The 17,279-nt window shown below is 56.8% G+C and carries 18 protein-coding genes, 1 tRNA gene and 3 pseudogenes; 16 read left to right on the top strand and 6 right to left on the bottom strand.

Going from position 1 to position 17,279, the window contains the following annotated elements; all coding sequences use genetic code 11:
* Positions 1 to 221 precede the first annotated feature (221 nt).
* The 5 genes from nadD to J2S45_RS06820 all read left to right on the top strand — a co-directional run bounded on the left by nadD (position 222) and on the right by J2S45_RS06820 (position 3,088).
* Complete coding sequence (nadD, locus tag J2S45_RS06840; protein ID WP_270975276.1) at positions 222 to 953, top strand: nicotinate-nucleotide adenylyltransferase; 732 nt, start codon at positions 222 to 224, stop codon at positions 951 to 953.
* Positions 950 to 1,741, top strand: a complete 792-nt coding sequence (locus J2S45_RS06835) for a hypothetical protein (protein WP_307634937.1) — start codon at positions 950 to 952, stop codon at positions 1,739 to 1,741. The genes nadD and J2S45_RS06835 overlap by 4 nt, the downstream gene beginning before the upstream one ends.
* Positions 1,742 to 1,754: 13 nt before the next feature.
* Positions 1,755 to 2,195: a ribosome silencing factor gene (gene rsfS / locus J2S45_RS06830; protein WP_270975278.1), complete on the top strand. Its 441-nt coding sequence runs from the start codon at positions 1,755 to 1,757 to the stop codon at positions 2,193 to 2,195.
* Complete coding sequence (locus J2S45_RS06825) at positions 2,192 to 2,935, top strand: histidine phosphatase family protein (RefSeq protein WP_307634936.1); 744 nt, start codon at positions 2,192 to 2,194, stop codon at positions 2,933 to 2,935. Before rsfS ends, J2S45_RS06825 begins: the two co-directional genes overlap by 4 nt.
* A 77-nt stretch (positions 2,936 to 3,012) precedes the next feature.
* Positions 3,013 to 3,088: transfer RNA gene (locus J2S45_RS06820), tRNA-Ala, on the top strand.
* Positions 3,089 to 3,359: 271 nt separating this feature from the next.
* Here the strand turns inward: J2S45_RS06820 and J2S45_RS06815 are convergent.
* Positions 3,360 to 4,523, bottom strand: coding sequence for a CBS domain-containing protein (locus J2S45_RS06815; protein ID WP_307634935.1), 1,164 nt, complete (start codon positions 4,521 to 4,523; stop codon positions 3,360 to 3,362).
* A gap of 298 nt (positions 4,524 to 4,821) precedes the next feature.
* Positions 4,822 to 6,184 (bottom strand): annotated as a pseudogene (locus J2S45_RS06810) (IS256 family transposase).
* A 47-nt stretch (positions 6,185 to 6,231) separates the two neighbouring features.
* Here J2S45_RS06810 and J2S45_RS06805 point away from each other — a divergent pair.
* Positions 6,232 to 6,574, top strand: a pseudogene (locus J2S45_RS06805) (IS256-like element ISAod1 family transposase); the annotation flags it as partial.
* 233 nt (positions 6,575 to 6,807) lie between these two features.
* On the opposite strand, the gene J2S45_RS06800 reads toward J2S45_RS06805, so the two are convergent.
* Positions 6,808 to 7,092: a hypothetical protein gene (locus J2S45_RS06800; RefSeq protein WP_307634934.1), complete on the bottom strand. Its 285-nt coding sequence runs from the start codon at positions 7,090 to 7,092 to the stop codon at positions 6,808 to 6,810.
* A 244-nt stretch (positions 7,093 to 7,336) separates the two neighbouring features.
* Here J2S45_RS06800 and istA point away from each other — a divergent pair, with 244 nt between their 5' ends.
* On the top strand, positions 7,337 to 8,971 hold the full coding sequence (gene istA, locus J2S45_RS06795) for an IS21 family transposase (RefSeq protein WP_307634289.1): 1,635 nt from the start codon (positions 7,337 to 7,339) through the stop codon (positions 8,969 to 8,971).
* Positions 8,971 to 9,738: an ATP-binding protein gene (locus J2S45_RS06790; protein ID WP_307634288.1), complete on the top strand. Its 768-nt coding sequence runs from the start codon at positions 8,971 to 8,973 to the stop codon at positions 9,736 to 9,738. Before istA ends, J2S45_RS06790 begins: the two co-directional genes overlap by 1 nt.
* Positions 9,739 to 9,806: 68 nt before the next feature.
* Here J2S45_RS06790 and J2S45_RS06785 read toward each other — a convergent pair whose 3' ends face one another.
* The gene (locus tag J2S45_RS06785; RefSeq protein ID WP_307634933.1) at positions 9,807 to 10,013 is read right to left on the bottom strand and encodes a hypothetical protein; all 207 of its coding nucleotides are present in this window, start codon (positions 10,011 to 10,013) and stop codon (positions 9,807 to 9,809) included.
* Positions 10,010 to 10,705 carry a DUF3800 domain-containing protein gene (locus tag J2S45_RS06780; protein ID WP_307634932.1) on the bottom strand — a complete coding sequence of 232 codons (696 nt, stop codon included), beginning with the start codon at positions 10,703 to 10,705 and terminating at the stop codon, positions 10,010 to 10,012. The genes J2S45_RS06785 and J2S45_RS06780 overlap by 4 nt, the downstream gene beginning before the upstream one ends.
* 256 nt (positions 10,706 to 10,961) lie before the next feature.
* Here J2S45_RS06780 and J2S45_RS06775 point away from each other — a divergent pair.
* From J2S45_RS06775 to J2S45_RS06765, 3 genes and pseudogenes are all read left to right on the top strand, one after another.
* Positions 10,962 to 11,536: pseudogene (locus tag J2S45_RS06775) on the top strand (BRO family protein); the annotation flags it as partial.
* Positions 11,537 to 11,573: 37 nt separating this feature from the next.
* Entirely contained in the window at positions 11,574 to 11,837 is a 264-nt protein-coding gene (locus J2S45_RS06770) for a hypothetical protein (RefSeq protein WP_307634931.1), read from the top strand.
* Between the two features lie 152 nt (positions 11,838 to 11,989).
* A complete protein-coding gene (locus J2S45_RS06765) occupies positions 11,990 to 12,367 on the top strand; it encodes an HNH endonuclease (RefSeq protein WP_307634930.1) in 378 nt (125 codons plus the stop codon).
* Positions 12,368 to 12,687: 320 nt separating this feature from the next.
* Here the strand turns inward: J2S45_RS06765 and J2S45_RS06760 are convergent, their stop codons facing one another.
* Positions 12,688 to 13,104, bottom strand: a complete 417-nt coding sequence (locus J2S45_RS06760) for an SRPBCC family protein (protein ID WP_307634929.1) — start codon at positions 13,102 to 13,104, stop codon at positions 12,688 to 12,690.
* A 45-nt stretch (positions 13,105 to 13,149) separates the two neighbouring features.
* Between J2S45_RS06760 and J2S45_RS06755 the strand changes: the two genes are divergently transcribed.
* The 5 genes from J2S45_RS06755 (at position 13,150) to J2S45_RS06735 (ending at position 17,176) form a co-directional block, all read left to right on the top strand.
* Positions 13,150 to 13,725 (top strand): P27 family phage terminase small subunit, encoded by a 576-nt coding sequence (locus tag J2S45_RS06755; protein ID WP_307634928.1) that lies wholly within the window; start codon positions 13,150 to 13,152, stop codon positions 13,723 to 13,725.
* A gap of 84 nt (positions 13,726 to 13,809) precedes the next feature.
* Positions 13,810 to 15,000: a methionine adenosyltransferase gene (metK, locus tag J2S45_RS06750; protein ID WP_307634927.1), complete on the top strand. Its 1,191-nt coding sequence runs from the start codon at positions 13,810 to 13,812 to the stop codon at positions 14,998 to 15,000.
* Positions 14,972 to 16,222 carry a site-specific DNA-methyltransferase gene (locus J2S45_RS06745; RefSeq protein ID WP_307634926.1) on the top strand — a complete coding sequence of 417 codons (1,251 nt, stop codon included), beginning with the start codon at positions 14,972 to 14,974 and terminating at the stop codon, positions 16,220 to 16,222. Before metK ends, J2S45_RS06745 begins: the two co-directional genes overlap by 29 nt.
* Positions 16,223 to 16,355: 133 nt before the next feature.
* Positions 16,356 to 16,541, top strand: a complete 186-nt coding sequence (locus J2S45_RS06740; RefSeq protein ID WP_307634925.1) for a cell division protein — start codon at positions 16,356 to 16,358, stop codon at positions 16,539 to 16,541.
* A complete protein-coding gene (locus J2S45_RS06735; protein WP_307634924.1) occupies positions 16,538 to 17,176 on the top strand; it encodes a hypothetical protein in 639 nt (212 codons plus the stop codon). Before J2S45_RS06740 ends, J2S45_RS06735 begins: the two co-directional genes overlap by 4 nt.
* Positions 17,177 to 17,279 lie beyond the last annotated feature (103 nt).

Raw genomic sequence — 17,279 nt, 5'->3', positions numbered from 1 at the left:
TTCCAAGGATACGTTACGCCACGGTTGTCTAGCCTTGTTTTCCGCTCTGAGTGAGTGCGGCTGGATCCTACGGGCCGGGGCGGGCGGCGTCGTGGACGCGGCATACTCCGGCGGCGTCGTGTTGGGGTGGGCGGCGTCGTGAAGATGAGAGAAACTCGTGGTCACCTCGACGCCCGGGAGCTTTGCTGGTTCAATTGACCTAACGAAAGAAGGAGACAGACATGGCCGATTCGCACGAGAGGCTGCGGGCCGTCGAGGACCTGCCCGAGATTCCAACTCCGGCGGGAGAGCCGGGGCGTCGGCGGAGGATAGGGATCATGGGCGGCACGTTCGACCCGATCCATCACGGCCACTTGGTTGCAGCTTCCGAGGTGCAACACTTCTATGACCTCGACGAGGTCATCTTTGTACCCACCGGCGAACAACCCTTCAAGAAGGATCGCAAGGTCACGCTCGCCGAGCACCGCTACCTGATGACCGTGATCGCGACGGCGTCGAACCCGCGCTTCTCAGTCTCGCGCGTAGACATCGAGCGCGGCGGGGTCACCTACACCGTAGACACGCTGCGTGACCTGCACAAGCTCCACCCCGACGCCGACCTCTACTTCATCACCGGTGCGGACGTCCTGCCGCAGATCCTCGACTGGAAAGACAACGCGGAGCTGTGGGCGATGGCGCACTTCGTCGGCGTCAACCGCCCGGGGCACGAGCTGGACGTGTCCGGGCTGCCGGAGGGATCCGTGTCGCTCGTCGATATTCCGGCTATGGCGATCTCCTCCACGTCCATCCGCTACCGCGCCAGCCAGGGCGTCCCGGTGTGGTATTTGGTGCCGGATGGCGTAGTGCAGTACATAAACAAGTATCATTTGTATATAACCAACGAGGCCACGACTACTTCCCTCGATCCGGTGACTATCCACGCCACCGAGCCGGAGGGCAAGGAGGAAGAATGAGTGAGGATACTCCACGGCTGAGTCGGCGCCAGATGCGCGAGCAGGGCCTGCTCGACGCGCCCGCCGCCACCCCGCCGGTTTATGACACCACGGAGCTGCGCCTTCGCCGCCCGTCGCGCAAGGAGCTACGTGAGCTAGCCGAGCGCGCGGCGCAGGAGCAGACCCGGGATGAGAGCACAGACGTCGGGGAACCCACTCAGGCGATGGAAGCAGTCCAGGTCCCCGCCGAGCCGACAGAGCCGGCCGAACCGGTTCACCACGAACGCAAGTCTGTTTTTGACCGCTTTGAGGCCGACGAGCCGGAGGTCGGCGCGCACAAGCCCGCGGATGCGGCTGAGGCGCCCGCGCCTGGGGGCGTGACCCCGGCGGAGGCTGGGCGTGGTGGCACGGACGCGAAGCCCGCCGACGAGCCGGCCCCTGTTGTCGAGCCGGCCCCTGCCGATGGCGCGGACGACGACGAAGACTACGAAGACTCCCTTCGCGACCGCTTCCTGGCAATGACCAAGCGCGAGACGGAGGCCGGCGCGGAGGAGGCCAAGCAGGACGAACCGAAGGTGGCGACTCCCGTCGCCACGAAGGCGCAAGCCGAGCCGGCAAACCAGGAAGAGACGGCGGAATCCACCCCGGACACCGAGGTTGAAGCCCCGCGCCGAACCTGGCTCAACTTCATCATCCTTATACTCATCGCCGCGCTCGTCGGCTACCTCGGCGGCTCTTGGATTAACGTGACGTTTCTATCCGAGCCGCTGACCGGCGTCGTTAACGATCTTGCACCCCTGCTGCTGTAACTGAAAGGACACCGTGACAGCTACACCGGAAACGATTGATCAGACCATCGTGGCGGCGCGTGCCGCCTCTGCGGGGAAGGCGACGTCGATCACGGCGATTGACGTGTCCCAACGGCTGGTGATCACGGATGCGTTCCTAGTCGTCTCCGGCTCGTCGGAGCGGCAGGTGCGCGCGCTGGTCGACGATATCGAAGAGGCGATGTACAAGATCGGCGTCAAGCGATTGCGCCGCGAAGGCCTGGAGGGGGAGGCCCACTGGGTTCTGCTCGACTTCGGAAATCTTATGGTGCACGTCCAGCAGGATGAGGACCGCGAGTTTTACGCGCTCGAGCGTCTCTGGGGCGACTGCCCACTCATTGAACTGCCCGAGGACGTGACGGTGGGGGAGGGGCCTCGCTCGTCTTTGGCGGACTACTTCGCGCCGGCCGATACGGTGGAGGCTGATGAGGCGTGAGGCTACGCCTTGTCTTTTGGAGGCATGGCCAGACGGTCCAAAACGCCTCGATGCGGATCCAGGGCTCGCAGGACTTCCCGCTTAACGATGTTGGGCATGCGCAAGCGGCCGTGGCAGCCAAGGAGTTGGCCCGGATGAAGCCGGGGTGGATCTATTCCTCAGACCTGGGGCGAGCGTTGCAGACGGCTCAATACCTTGCGGATGCGACCGGGGTGGAGATCCGACGCGACGCCGGCTTGCGCGAACGGGCCTACGGGCCGTGGGAGGGCCTGACATCTGCCGAGATTCGCGCCCGCGACCCTGAACAGTGGAAGGCGTGGCGCGAAGGGCGCGAGCCGAAGGGCGTGGGAGTCGAGAGCCGGGAGGCGTGCGGGCACCGCGTACACCGTGCGGTCGAGCGTGCGCTGAGCGAGGTTAGGCGAGAGCTTGCCGCGGGCGCCGCAGCTGGTGGCGACGCCACGGGCTGCGGATCAAGTGTTCGCGCGGCGGGAGAAGGAGGCGTGGCGAGCCAGGACGACGTCGTGACGATCGTGTTCGTCGCGCACGGTGGCTCCATCGCGAACGGGGTGATGAGCATGCTTGGGCAGAATCCCTCCGAGTGGGTGGGACTGCAAGGGATGGACAACTGCCACTGGTCGATCATTGAGCCTCGGCCGTCGGCCAATCCCGTGTGGCGGATGCGTTCCTACAACCTGGGCGCGAGTGCGGGAGAACCTGTTTGCGGGCTGCCGTACAGGTAGTGAGCGGTTTCACCCGTTCAGAGCCTCGCTGAATTGGCGCTGGTGGGTAGTTCTGAGTAATATAAAACAAGTCTCAAGGGGCTATGGCGCAGTTGGTAGCGCGCTTCCATGGCATGGAAGAGGTCAGGGGTTCGAATCCCCTTAGCTCCACCATTTGGACGCTCATTTTGATACACAGTGGGCACCCTGTTTGTTGGACTGAAAAGTGGTGTTTGCGCTTGTGGAAGAGTTTTTGTGCTCTTTTCTGGTGTCAAGAGATCCGAGACAAGAGGAAACGGTTGTTTCGCATTCCTCGCCAGTGCGTTGGGTTTTGCGAACTTTGCGATTCCGTCAAATAGTGCGCCACCCGTTAAAGGCTCTGTTTTCGCCAAACGCTTCTAACTCCTTGATTATGGGCGTGTAGCGGCAGATAGCGCATCCGAATTTATTGTTCTTGCTGTTCTTCGGGAGCAGCTTTGCGGAGCCAAACAGCCAAACACTCGAAGGACGGTGTTAAGGTTTCCACAATTTCGTCGTTACTGATGTGCATCACTTTATTGCGAGCTAACCGAGCATCGTTCAATGCGCTAAGACATTTATCTCTGTCCAGTCCGTTAATGTTGCCGAAGCAGCTATCCCACACAACTTCAGAGCTGAAGCATTTCATATAGCCAGCGAACGTTAATGTTTCCACGTAACGTTCAGATTCGTTGGAAAGGCCGTAGCTAATATCCTCTTGCGTGAATAACGGGGCGCTATTATTTGATTTCTTAATCTCGGTTAGAGCCGGGGTGCTTGCTACTGCCTTTTTCAGCTGGTCTTCGGTAGCCTGACTTAGAATTCTTCGTATCAAGTTTTCTATCTCTTGCACTCGCAAGAACATTTCGGATGTTGAGTGAAGGTGCTTTGCTAGATCAGCAAGCGTGTAAATTTGAACGATTTGTCTGTTGCTGTCGGAGCCATAGATGAATCCGTTTTGCAGAATAGAAGGGATACAATCAGAAAGCTTGCTTTCCGTTGGGAAAACCGGCACCTGAGTCTGTGCCATCTCAACCAGTTTTCTTTTGCCCTCAGCAATCCCAAAAGCAAGATCAGACACAGTTACAGAACCAATCATCGAGCTCATATCTTCTTCGTTGAAGAACAAAGGCATTTTGCTCCGCCCCGTGCTTTGCATTTGACTTAATGCTTCTTTAGGGGTCATTCCATAGGTGAGGTAGTCAAGGTCATTGGGCTCGTCTGCCTTCAGAAGAGACAGAACACTGCCTTGAACAGCGGACGAAATGTGCGATGCCGCGTTATTGCCATTCGTTATCCCCGAGTGGGAAGCCTCAGATCCGCTTGAAATGGGTGAGAGCCGTACATCTCCGTAATAGTTGGCGTTCTCAATCGCGGGGAATATCTCCCATTTGGTCCGAGTGAGTTCATCACGGATTTCTTTGTTTGTTATGTTGCCCCGCCGCACTTTATTTTTTCTCTTCAGAAGATTCTGAGTTGAAATCTGAATGCTTCGAATGCTTCCATCATCGTTATAGTCAAATTCGGCATCCGAATCATCCTGTTGAATGTTGAAGGGAAAGGTGCCCGTGCCGTCGCTGTTTTCGCCCATGTTTCGATTGTCCCAGATAATAAGTAATGTTGTGGAGCTTTTCAGGTGGTCTATCTCCCTCTGATTGTTCGGTTCAGCTTATCTTCGAAAGCTCTTACCGCTTGATCGTTGATAGTCGAGCAGGATAGGAGATTATCTGGAGCAAGCCGGATAGTCGCAGCACTTCTTGGTAGCTTGTCTGCACACTCGGGCCGGCTGAGGTATTCCTTGGGTAGAGTAGAACGAAAGCTGATGATTGCAACAAAATCAGTATCACCCAGGCGAGCTTGTCAAGTTTGTTGTGTATGAAGGGGTTGTTTTATAGGTAGGGGTTCATGCGGTCGGGGTAGGCCGCGGCTAGTTGGGCCAGGGCCTGTTTCCAGTTCGCCTTCACCTGCCCTTCGATCAGTCGGCCCGCGCCTTAGGCTCTGCGGCGGCTTTGCCTTTGTCCTTGGCCCACCGGCGGGCCCGGGTATCTTCAATATCGCAAATAGCTAGCCACAACAGCTTGAGACCCGCCTCATCGGTAGGGAACTGAGAGCGATTCTGCCTCACCTTACGCAGCTGGTAGCTGGGTGACTCGATAGCGTTAGTCGTGTAGAACCTTGCGCAAGGCTGGCGGGAACTGCAAGAACGCCGGTGTTGCGCCCCCCTAGGCGTTACGCCAGGTCGCTACCGCCGAAGGGGTACTTCTGGCCCAGGTCCAAGGCGGCGAAGGCCTCTAGGGCCTCTTGAGCGACCTGCTCGCTGCTGGCGGTGTAGATCGTCTTCAGCGAGGCCGAGACGGCCTTGCGGTCCTGGTAGGCCACGAAGTACTTCGCGGCCCGGATCAGGTGAACGTGTGCAGGTTTGGACTAGCGAGTTGGGCCAGGTGGCCAAGGTAGCCTCAGGCAAGCCCACCAGCACCTCACAACACAATCAGCACGTCTTGAATACCCCGGTTGGCTAGTTGGGAGCACACGGAAGCCCAAAACGAGGACCCTTCGTTGTCCTGGACCCAGATACCCAAGACGTGCTTGATGCCCTCCATGCAGGCCCCTACCCCGAATATGAGCAGCCTTGGAGCCCGCCCGGCCTTGGTCACGGACCTTAACCCGGATTGCACCTGGTAGATCACCGGGTAGAACTCTTGTCAGGTCCGCTCCTGCCAGGTGGTGACCGACTCTCGGGGCGTGTCGGTAATATTTTAGCGATCGTCTCATGGGATAGCTCCGTGCCGATCGTCTTAGCCAGATGATGCTGAATATCGCCTGCGGTCATCGAACCGGCATGAAGGCTGATAATCATTTGATCCAGCCCACCTAGGCGCCGTGAACCTTTGGGCACCAACCTGGGGGTGAAAGAGAGCCTTCACGGTCCCGGGCAATGGTCAGCTCAATATCGCCAACCTCGCTAGCCACGGTCTTGGTATACGACCCGTTACGGGCGTTGATTGGCCGGTCAGATTCGGCCTTAGCCTGCCGATCGCGGGGCTCATATCCCAGGTGTGAGGTCATCTCGGCCTGCAAGCCGCGCTCCAGGGCTTCCTTGATCAGTGCGGGGATCATTCCCCCATCCCCGGTCAGCTCGATCTGGCCAGAATCAATGCGGGCAAATAGATCGTCTAAAGCACCGTTAGCCTTCAGCTGCCCAACAACATCGGCGCCAGCCGGGCGGGTCTTCTCATCACGTGTCATGGTCATAATCGAATCCTTTCATCAGATCCTCATACACAAACCATTTGACACCCTCTACCTGGAACACCACCTACAAACAGTTCCTCGCCGACCGCACCCGCCTACCAGACGGGCGCCTCGTTCCCACGCATGCTCGGCTGATTCAGGCGAAGAACTCGTTGAACACGCTGGTGAAGAAGGGCACGCTCTTTACCTATCTCGACCCCGCCCTCCACATAGAAGACGATCCCATTCCCCCGACATCGAATCGGATCGAGGGTGGGATCAACACCCAGCTCAGAGCCCTGCTACGAAACCATCGAGGGATGAGTCTTGATCACCAAGTCAAGACCGTGTTGTGGTGGTGCTACCAGCACACCGAGACCCCTGCCAGCCCAGCCCACATCCTGCGGATCATGCCCACCAATACCGACATCACACGCGCCTACCAGCAAGCCGCAGCTAAACGCCGAGCCAACCGTAACACCCGCCGCTGGGGCAACGGCCTCGATTGGAACGAGCTCCACACCCACACGCCCTACCGCAACGACTACTAACCCAAAACCAATAACTTTTGTCCGCTAGCTCGAATATGATGCTAAGCTAAAAGCAGCTCATCAACCAGGTGTTGAAGGAGTATCTGGAGCCGTTCACCGAGTGGGCGGCTCTTGCTTTTGCCAATACTCGTCGTGCTCTTTCTTGAGCTTTTGTCGGCGGTGTTCGTGTTCAGCGAAGTATGCGGTGACTAGCAGCGCGTAGTCAAGTCGCTGTTCAATGACCACGATATAGTCGAATTCTGGGCGCGTGAGGACGTAGCGCGGTCGTGATGTGCGTTTGTTGTCTAACCACCAGCGAATATCAATCTCATCTGGAAATTCGGTGTTGAAGATCTCAACAAGAATGCGTACCCATTTTAGGCGGATGCATCGTTGCATTTCTAGCTGGCGTGAAATTTCGGTTCCTGAACCTCCAGAGATAATGTGCCAAAAAACTGCGTGGCGGCCTTCGACCTCCGGATGTCTACGAAGGCTTACATGTTAGGAACGTGCTTTTTGAAGCAGGGTGGTGACGATCGTGAAGCGGTGTGGTGACGATCGTGAAGCACTTTCGGTGGGCTGATAACTATTTCTACTAGCACGTGACAATCCGGTTGCGTGCTTGTTAGAAAGGACGTCAGCCGTGACTGATTACCGGTTGATTATCAAGCTCCTGCTTCAGGGGCTCTCGTATCGGCAGATACAACAACGCTGTGGTGCTGCTCAGGCCACGATTGCCAAAGCGCGCAAAGCCATTGATTCCCATGGCATCACCAGTGAACTTTTAGAGTCGTTAGACGATTCGGCGATTACTGATCTCATTGGTGATGGTCGACTCGTAGTCGCTGATGACTTCGTTGGTATCGATTTCGATGTTGTGATCAAAGCTCGTACCGGCAGGAACAAGACTCCACTGCGAGTGCTGTGGTCGACCTATCTTGACCAACCAGCACCACGTGGTCTGAAGTTCTATAGCTATGAGCGCTTCCGCCAGCTGGTGGCTGCCCATGTTGCCACCCAAGGCGTGACCGCACTGATTGTGCACCAGCCGGGCCATACCATGCAGGTGGATTGGGCGGGGTCGACCATGGCAGTTGTTGATCCGATTACGGCTAAACGCAGCAAGATCCATATCTTTGTTGCTTCACTGCCGTATTCAGGAATGGTCTTTGCCCATGGCTTCATTGATGAAAAACAACCCTCGTGGCTGGAAGGGCACCGCTTGGCCTTCGAGTATTTCGGTGGCGTTACTGAGGTGGTTGTTCCTGATAATGCGTCTACGGCATCGAATCAGATTGCCAAAGGTGAACGCGCACGACGAGTCAACGCGAAGTATGAGGAATTTCTCGAGCACTACAACACTGCTGCTCTTCCAACTAATCCTGTTCGCCCACGTGAAAAAGGCAATGTGGAATCTGGAGTCAAGATTGTAACCAACTGGGTGATTCGCAAACTTGCCGATGTGGTCTTTGCCAGCCTTGACGACCTTAATGACGCGGTTGCCGGACAGGTTGAGGCGATTAATCATCGCCGCCCGTTTCGCAATCAGCAACGTAGCCGCCAGGATATCTTCGAAGAACTCGAATCTGACGAACTAGGTAATCTTCCTGCAACAGGGTGGGTAGATACCGTGTGGAAGAAGTCGAAAGTCACTCCTGACTGGCATATCACGATCAATACCGTGAAATACTCGGTGCCTTACCAGCTGGTGGGACGAAGTGTTGATGTGCGTATCCGTGGGCAGATCCTTGATGTCTTTGCCGATGGCCAAGCTCAGGCTCGTCACCAGGTCAGTGTCCAACGCGGTGCCTATGTCACCGATGTTGAACACGCTCCGCCGGGGATGGCCCAGGCTAGGAACCTATGGACACCGTCGTACTTTGTGACCCAAGCATCCCGGATTGGGCCGTATACCCGGCAAGCTGTTGAAGCGTTGTTGGCATCGAAAAAGATTACAGCCCAAGGCTTTCAACCAGCCCGCAACATCATCAAGCTAGGTAAAGCTACAGAGAATAAACTAATTCTCGAGCAAGCATGCCAGCGCCTTCTAGGAGATGAAGGCCACCGCCAACGAGCTATTAGCTACACCGCGGTCAAGAACATGATGGCAGTCATCCGCCATGAACAATCCACACGGCCAACCGCCCCGCCCACGCGGGAATCTGCACCAGCAACTCCATCACAGCCAGCACCGTCATCGCGTTCCCAATCACGCGGCATGCTCGGCGGGCGTGAGCAATTCTCACTGAGTGCTTTGATGAAAGAAGGAGACAACTAATGACTTTTTCTACCGCACCACGTCAGCATCTAGACGACACGTGGATGGAAACCTTCACCAAGCTACGCATGACTGCCTTTGGCCAGACCGTTATCAGTATGGCCAATGACAGTGCCTTTGATGAGTGGACGTTTTCAGACAAGATCATCTTCGCTGTAGAAAAAGAGGTTGCAGCTCGAGCAGAGCGACGATTTGCAAAACTGCTCAAGGCATCAATGACACCCCTGCCCGATGCTTGTGCTGCTGATATCCGTCACACACCAAAGCGCAACCTCACCCGTGAGTTAACTAGCCGGCTAGCGCATTGTCAATGGATAGAACACGCCAGCAACGTCGTTATCCTGGGCAAATCATCAGTCGGAAAGACCTATCTAGCCTGCGCTCTCTTACACGAAGCATGTAAGCGGGACTATTCAGCCAAGTTCTTCCGAACCGCAGACCTAGCCGACCAACTGGCCGTACTCGACCGCAGCGATCCCGCACGGTTGAAATTCATCAACCAGATAGTTGGCTGTGACCTGCTCGTCCTCGATGACTTTCTCACCACTCCAATTAGTGGTGAAACCGCCAACGAGCTGTTCAATCTTCTAGCAGCACGAGAAGGCAGAGGATCGACCATGGTCACTTCCCAATTCGCCCCAGAAGACTGGTACGAATCAATGCCTGATCGAGTCGTGGCTGAATCCCTACTCAACCGCCTTGTCGGCGGGGCAGAAATCGTCAACGTCGACGGACCGAACATGAGGCTGGCACCAACAGTGTCCTAGTCCTCAGCAATAACTAAGCGCGTGGGTGACAACCGCTTCACAATCGTCACCCACGCGCTTCACGATGCTCACCATCGCGCTTCACGATCGTCACCACACCGCTTCATTTTCCACGCTCGCAACAGGCTTACATGCAGGCCTTCATTTTTCCACGGTAGGGGCTGCTGAACGAGGTCGGATAAGAAAAGCTGATACAGTTCCTCGATGTAATCGTCGATCGTTGAAATTTCCTGATCGAGAAAAGGCCCGAGTGGAAAGCGGTCGTTTAAGGTCATCCCTGTGCCCGCCACCGAAAAATGTTCATTTTTGTTTCTGATAGAAGTGTTGTTTGGGTCAAGCTAACGCCAGAACGTTCTCGAATTCTTGCGATTAAGCGAAGCTTTGCTTTGCTCATCGAGTCGTTACGATTGGCATAATTAATCGCACCGATGAGTAAATCTGCGAGTTGTAAGAGCCCGACATGGTGTGATTCGACAATCTGCAATCGCCGGATGTTACTTCGGTCGAAGTCATATTCTGCGTTAGCAATCACGTTACCTAAACGGTCGATTTTCTTTTGACCATTCGTATCCTTCTTATCTAGGTAGATGAATGCCTTATCCTGCGCAGGTAGCACGTTTCGAATAAGGTAAAACATCATTTTGTAATACCAGTCATCGTGCGTCTGGTTGAAGCGTCTGTGGTCAAGTCCTTGCTTTGGGGCAATAACAGCTCGGAAATTCAGATCGTCATCATCAAAGAAATAGTCGATGACATCTAGATAAAAGTCGATCTTAGAGGGAGATACTTTGGTCCATTTGAACTCGAATTCAGGACGTAACCCGTATTTGCCCTTAATCTCCCGGAGCCTCACGTTTACTTCCCGAGAACGGCTAACCGGACAAACAACGGCTCCGAGAACCATAAACGGTTGCCCATCGTTGGGCAAGTGTGTGCTTTCATCACAATAAATATTCAGTGAAGACAAGTCGCACCTCCTTAAAGTCAGGGTGACAAGTATTTTGCTCGTATGAACAAGCAATAGGGTTGTCGACTACCAATTGTATCGGGACAGAACAGCACCGAGTAGCGCACACACGTCGCTAGTGGGGATCGGCTGCTAACGAGACTTTACCTGAATATTGGGTAAATGGTTATAAACCGAGTGTGTTCGAAGCCCTCCTGGTAGGAAGCCACAACTTTCCGTGTTGTCTATTCGTCGGCTTCCTAGGAAGGAGCCGATCATGGCTGCCAACACACTCCGAGCATTCACTAACGATGCCTTCGGAACTATCCGAACCATCGAACAAGAGGGCACGGTCTATTTCTGTGGCCGCGACGTCGCCACCGCTCTCGGATACGTCAATACGAAAGATGCTCTGGCGCGTCACTGTAAGGGGATCGTGAAACACTACTCCCTTGACACCCCGGCGGTATCCAGCAGGTCAGGTTCATCACCGAAGATGACTTTTACCGGCTTATCATGTCCTAAAAACTCCCGGAGGCACATCAGCTCGAGGCCTGGATGTTCGATGAGGTGCTGCCCTCGATTCGTCGCCACGACATGTACGCGATCGACGAACTACTAGCCAACGACGAGTTTCTAGAGCAAGCCATCGTGCAGCTTCGTGCCGAACGTGCCAAGCGGCTAGTCGCTGAGCAGGCTTTGCTGGGGTCAGCACCGAAAATCTCCTATTACGACATCGTGTTGCAGTCGGACTCGCTGCTGACCACGACCGAGAACGCCAAGGACTACGGCTTATCAGCTAAGAAGCTCAACTGGATTTTGCGCGATCAAAACGTCCAGTTTCGCCGGTCTGCCACGGACGACCAGCCCGCACGCTGGTGAATCGCGCGTGTGCTCGATCCTGGACAACCTTGACGTTCTCAAAGCCCGCAACCTCAAAGCGCAGGCATACATGGACTGGTTCAACCCGGCATGGGAAGGACTTAGCGATGATGACCGGCTCGTGCTGGAGACTTTCTTCCTCGATGACCTGTCCGCAGAAGACGCGGCCGTGAAAGTCGCTGAGCATTTCTATGTCGAACGCAAGACGGCGTTCGCTAAGAAACAACGCGCCTTGGCTCGCTTCGCTCGGCTCTTGTATGGCAGGGACTAACCAATTCGCGCGCATGAGTGTGGCAAAAAGGGGATGACTTTCAGGGTTTTCCTGATGCATGCTGTAAGTGGTTGAAAAGTAGGTCCCGGCCCCCAGACGAATCCTCGGAAGCTTGTCTGGGGGTCTTGCCGTATTTGTGGGAGGTTGGTGTGGTGCCGAGGAAACCGAAACGTCCCTGCTCGCACCCTGGTTGTCCCGAGCTAACCGATACTCGCTTCTGCGAGACCCACGCCAAGAGCGAAGATCAGCGGTACCGCACCTACCAGCGTGACCCGAAGATCAACAAGCGCTACGACCACCGCTGGCGCAAAATCCGCAACGCCTACATTCAAGCCCACCCGTTGTGTGAACACTGCCAGGAGAACGGACGCGTCACGCCTGCCCAGGAAGTTGACCACATCATCCCGCTCGAGCGCGGTGGCACCCATGAGGAAACCAACTTGCAAGCGCTGTGTAAGCCGTGCCACTCGTCCAAGACCGCGCGTGAGGATGATCGCTGGCGGCAAGCCCCAAGGGTCTACACCTACTGAAAACGCGCGTAAGCCTGTGTGGCGCGGCATGTTCTGCGGCCCTCAACGATGCCCACCTGCACGGTGTTCGCCGTTCTCGGGGCAAGCTCGCGGCGTTGTGTGAGGGGTAGGGGGATCCGGATCTCTACCGCGTTTTGGTTCCTCAGCGGGCGGGGCCAACCGTACGCAAAAAGACCGAATCAAACAGGGTATTAACCCCCAAGCGCGCAGACTTCGCAGGGAACGCTCACCGCAAAGGAGGGGCGAAAGTGGTGGAATAAGCCTCGGACTGGGGATATGCGGGACTTCCGTTCGTGACGATAACTGATGTTAAACATGGGCTAGTTGTAGCGTGATTGAAGTTCAGCTCGTAGGTCACGGAAGTACTGGGTTTGATAGGCAGTGAGGAATCGCTTTGCTATCCAGTTTGGAATTAGTTTGTTTCGAAGGGTGACATCTTCGGTGAATTTGACTCGGCAGCCACCATTTTCGTTCGGCTCGAAGGCGCCTTGCCATGTGCCAATCAGAGTTGGTGAATCCATGCGGAATTCCCAGATGTGAGGTTGTTCCAGACGGGTTATACGAAACCTTATAGGTTTTCCCTTTTTCGGAGTCTCAATAAAGCTTTGTTCATCAGTGATCCTGCAGTCTGATAGATCGCTGCGCCATTGCCAGCTCGTTAAATCCGTGACGACTTGCCAGATCTGTGAGGGAGTATAGGGAAGGTCTTCCTCCCAGACTACAACTACGTTTCCCATGGCTACCTACCTTTATCCACCACTTCCTATCGTACTGGAGGACGCATGGCTCGTGACGGAACCAACCGGGGCGGACGCAGGGTCCGCGCTGGGGCGAAACCTGAGGCGCTGAACGACAAGCTCGCTGTAGGTCGTCCCGCCACACGGCTCACCACGCCACCAGATTTCGATGTGTTCGACCTGGACGGCACCGACATCGGCGATGGTGCGCTGCTCGCGGGCGAGCCGATGCCAGAACCCGGCGAATACCTGTCGGCCGAGCAGCGCGACGGCAAACCGCTCGGCGCGGACCTGGTGTACCGGGAGACGTGGAACTGGCTGGATGAACGTGGATGCACCGAGTTCGTCTCGAAGCGGCTGATTGAGCAGTACGCGCAGGCGTTCGCGCGCTATGTGCAGTGTGAGCAGGCGATCTCGAAGTTCGGTCTGCTGGGTAAGCACCCGACCACGGGGGCAGCGATCGCCAGCCCGTTCGTGGCGATGTCGCAGTCCTTTGGGAAGCAGGCGAATGTGTATTGGTACGAGATTTTCGACATCGTGCGCGCCACCTGCACCACCAATTATTCCGGCACAACGCCGGGTGACGAGGTTATGGAGCAGCTGTTGAAAGCCCGCTCCTAAAGCCCCATTTTTCTTGAGTTTTCTTGGCCTGCCCTGACGAGGGGGCCTTCTTCATGTTCCAGTGCTTCTTGGAAGGGAGCCCCTGTGTCTGTAGTTCGAACGGCTGAGTCTGTGTGTATTGGTCATCCTGACAAGCTCTGCGATCTGATTGCCGACACCATCCTGGACGACATCCTCGCCGTCGACCCGAAAGCGCGGCTGGCAGTGGAGGTGATGGCTACAGGCCGCCGGATTATCGTGACCGGCGAGATCACCACCACCGCTAAACCCCGGCTTCGCGCCTCCGCGCGGTCTGCACTGCGAAGGGCGGGTTATGACCCGAACCGGTTCGTGGTCTATGTGTGGGTGCGTCGCCAGTCACCGGACATTGCAGCGGGCGTAACCACTTCGCTGGAAGCCCGCACCGGCAACAGTGCGTCGGACGCTGTTCAGGGTGCTGGTGATCAGGGCACCGTCTACGGCTACGCCACCAACGAAACACCCGAACGATTGCCCCTACCGCTCGTTTTGGCGCATGACATTTGCCGCAGACTCGATACCGCCCGAACCCAGAGCACGATCACGGGTATTCATTCGGATGGCAAGGCACAGGTCAGCGTGATCTATGACGAGATCGGTAACCCGGTTGGTGTCAGCACCGTGGTGGTTTCGGTTCAGCACGACGAAAACAAGAACCTCAACGAACTTGAGTACGAGATCAACGAGCTGGTTGTTGCTCCAGCGATCGAGGAGCACTTGCCAGGTGCCGAGCCTACCCACATCTTGGTGAATCCGTCTGGCCGGTTCGTCACGGGCGGCCCGGCTGCTGACACGGGGCTGACGGGCAGGAAGCTCATGGTTGACACCTATGGCGGCCTGGCGGGTCATGGTGGGGGCGCGTTCTCGGGCAAGGATCCCTCGAAGGTTGATCGGACGGGCGCATACATGGCGCGGCTGATCGCCAAGACAATCGTGGACGCGGGACTGGCTGAGGAATGCCACGTGAGCATTTCGTATGCGATTGGGAAGGCCGATCCGGTTGTGTTCTACGTCGATACGTTCGGGTCTGGCCAGCACCCCGACTGGCTCCTCACTGACACAGCCAGGGTGGTGTTTCCGCTACGCCCGGCGGCAATGATCGACGCGCTCGGACTGCGAGCCCCGGTCTTCGCGGGGCTGGCCACCTACGGCCACATGGGCCGCACAGGCCACCCCTGGGAACACACGGATTTGTTCGTCAACCAGCTTCTTGAGGAGGTGAGGGCTCGTGCTGATCAAGCAGCTACCCATTGGTGATCTCAAGCCAGCGGATTACAACCCGCGCAAGGATCTTCAGCCGGGCGACCCCGAATACGACAAGCTCAAGCGCTCGCTCACGGAGTTCGGCTATGTCGAGCCGGTCATCTACAACACCACCACCGGCCGCGTTGTCGGCGGCCACCAGCGCCTGAAAGTGCTCGCCGACCTCGGCCACAAGAACGTGGACTGCGTGGTTGTCGAGCTCGATGAGACCCGCGAAAAAGCCCTCAACGTCGCGCTCAACAAGATCAGCGGCGAGTGGGACGAGGACAAACTCGCACTGCTCATAGCCGACCTGGATGCCAGTGATTTTGATGTGGAGCTCACCGGCTTCGACGACGCCGAAATCCAAGCCATGATCGGCTCCCTCGACGACTGCGACATCGAAGACGACGATTTTGACCTGACCGCCGCTCTCGAAGCCGCGTCTTTCGTGGAACGTGGCGATATCTGGACCGTTGGGCGGCATCGGCTGGTGTGCGGGGACGCCACCAACGAAGGCGACGTCGCCACGTTGATGGATGGCAAGAGTGCCAACCTGGTGCTGACTGACCCGCCCTACAATGTCGCCTTCGAATCAGCAGGCGGCCTGAAAATCAAGAACGACGCGATGAAGAACGACGCGTTCTTTGATTTCCTGCTGGCCGCGTTCACCAACATGAACGCAGTCTTGGAGAAGGGTGGGTCGGCGTATGTGTTTCACGCCGACACCGAAGGCCTGAACTTCCGCAAAGCGTTCACCGAAGCGGGCTTCAAGCTGTCGGGTTGTTGTATTTGGGTGAAGGATTCGCTGGTGCTCGGCAGGTCGCCGTATCAGTGGCAGCACGAGCCTGTGCTGTTTGGGTGGAAGCAGGGCGGCAAACACAGGTGGTTCGCTGACCGGAAACAAACCACCATCTGGCGGTTTGATAAGCCGCGCCGTAACGCCGACCATCCAACCAGCAAGCCGCTGGATTTGTTGGCCTACCCGATCCGTAACTCCACCCAGGCCAATGCGATCGTGCTCGACACCTTTGCAGGCTCGGGCTCCACGCTCATGGCAGCCGAAGAAACCGACCGTATCGCCTACTGCATGGAGCTGGACGAAAAGTACGCCTCGGTGATTCTGCGTCGCTACGCCGAAGCAACGGGCGATTCCGCTGGGATCACCTGCAAGCGCGACGGCAAGCAATTGGCGTATCTGGACGTGGTCAAAGACGTCGACCGCACCAGCGACTAGCCCCGAGAAAAACAGCCTAAATATTGGCGGCTGAGAAGGGAAAATACCACTGGATAAGTGGCGAAACCTATGGCTGTATGTACATGACCAAACCACCCCAAGCCCTTGGGGAATCGAGCGAAAGGAACTGGTCATGAGCGAACTCCACCTGGAAATCACCGAACTTATCGAAGCAGGAATCAACGTCCACAACACCTACGAGGCCCTGCGTGAGGCGAGGGAACGCGGCTCCCGGCTGGTCGTCCGCGTGATCGAGCACGACCCGAACAGTTTCCTCCAGTTCGTGGCCTCGTGGTTCGATGCGAAGGTGGCGGCATGACCGCCATCGAGTTCGACCCCCAGAAGGCAGGCAGGAAGAAACTCGCCCACGCGATCGCCGAGCATCTGGGCGTGAACGTGACCTATGCGGGCACGCCCACGTTTGCCTACCAGATCGGCGAGGCCATCCTCGACCGGAACTGGACCCTCCACCTGCCAGACGAGATCGATACTGAGGCAATGGTGGAGGCTGCCCGACGTGCGGGCTTCACGGCGGCAGACGCGCACGAGGTCGGGTTGACAGTGACGATGCCTACCACCGGCTGGACTGAGCGCACACGCGCCAACCTCGAAGCCCTGCTGGCCTCCAAAGGCGCATTGATCGCCCGAGCGTTGGACATCCCCGCAGTGCCGGTCGAATTCGAGGGCGACATTGTGGCCTTCCCATGGTTCACGACCACGCCCAGCCAGGACGTACGCGAAGTGGTGATCCAGTTGATTGTAGCCCTGTGTGAACGGGCAGAGACTGCGTCCCGGACGAGTAGCAAGCCGCCGAAGCCAGGTAACGACAAGTACACGATGCGCTGCTTCCTGCTCGCCTTGGGTTTCATCGGTCCCGTGCATAAGAAACTACGCCGGATCCTGTTGGCGAACCTGGATGGGAACTGCGCCTGGCGCACCCCACAACAAGCGTAAAAGTCAGCAGAAAATAGTGGCTGACTAGGGCAAATACGACTGGATATAACCCGAAACCTATGGCTGTACATATACCGAAACGAGCCGGAAAGCCGAAAGGAAG

Source organism: Trueperella abortisuis, assembly GCF_030811095.1.
GTDB classification, from domain to species: Bacteria; Actinomycetota; Actinomycetes; order Actinomycetales; family Actinomycetaceae; genus Trueperella; species Trueperella abortisuis.
The sequence above is the reverse complement of the archived record's forward strand: the minus strand, read 5'-3'. Positions and strand labels throughout refer to the sequence as shown.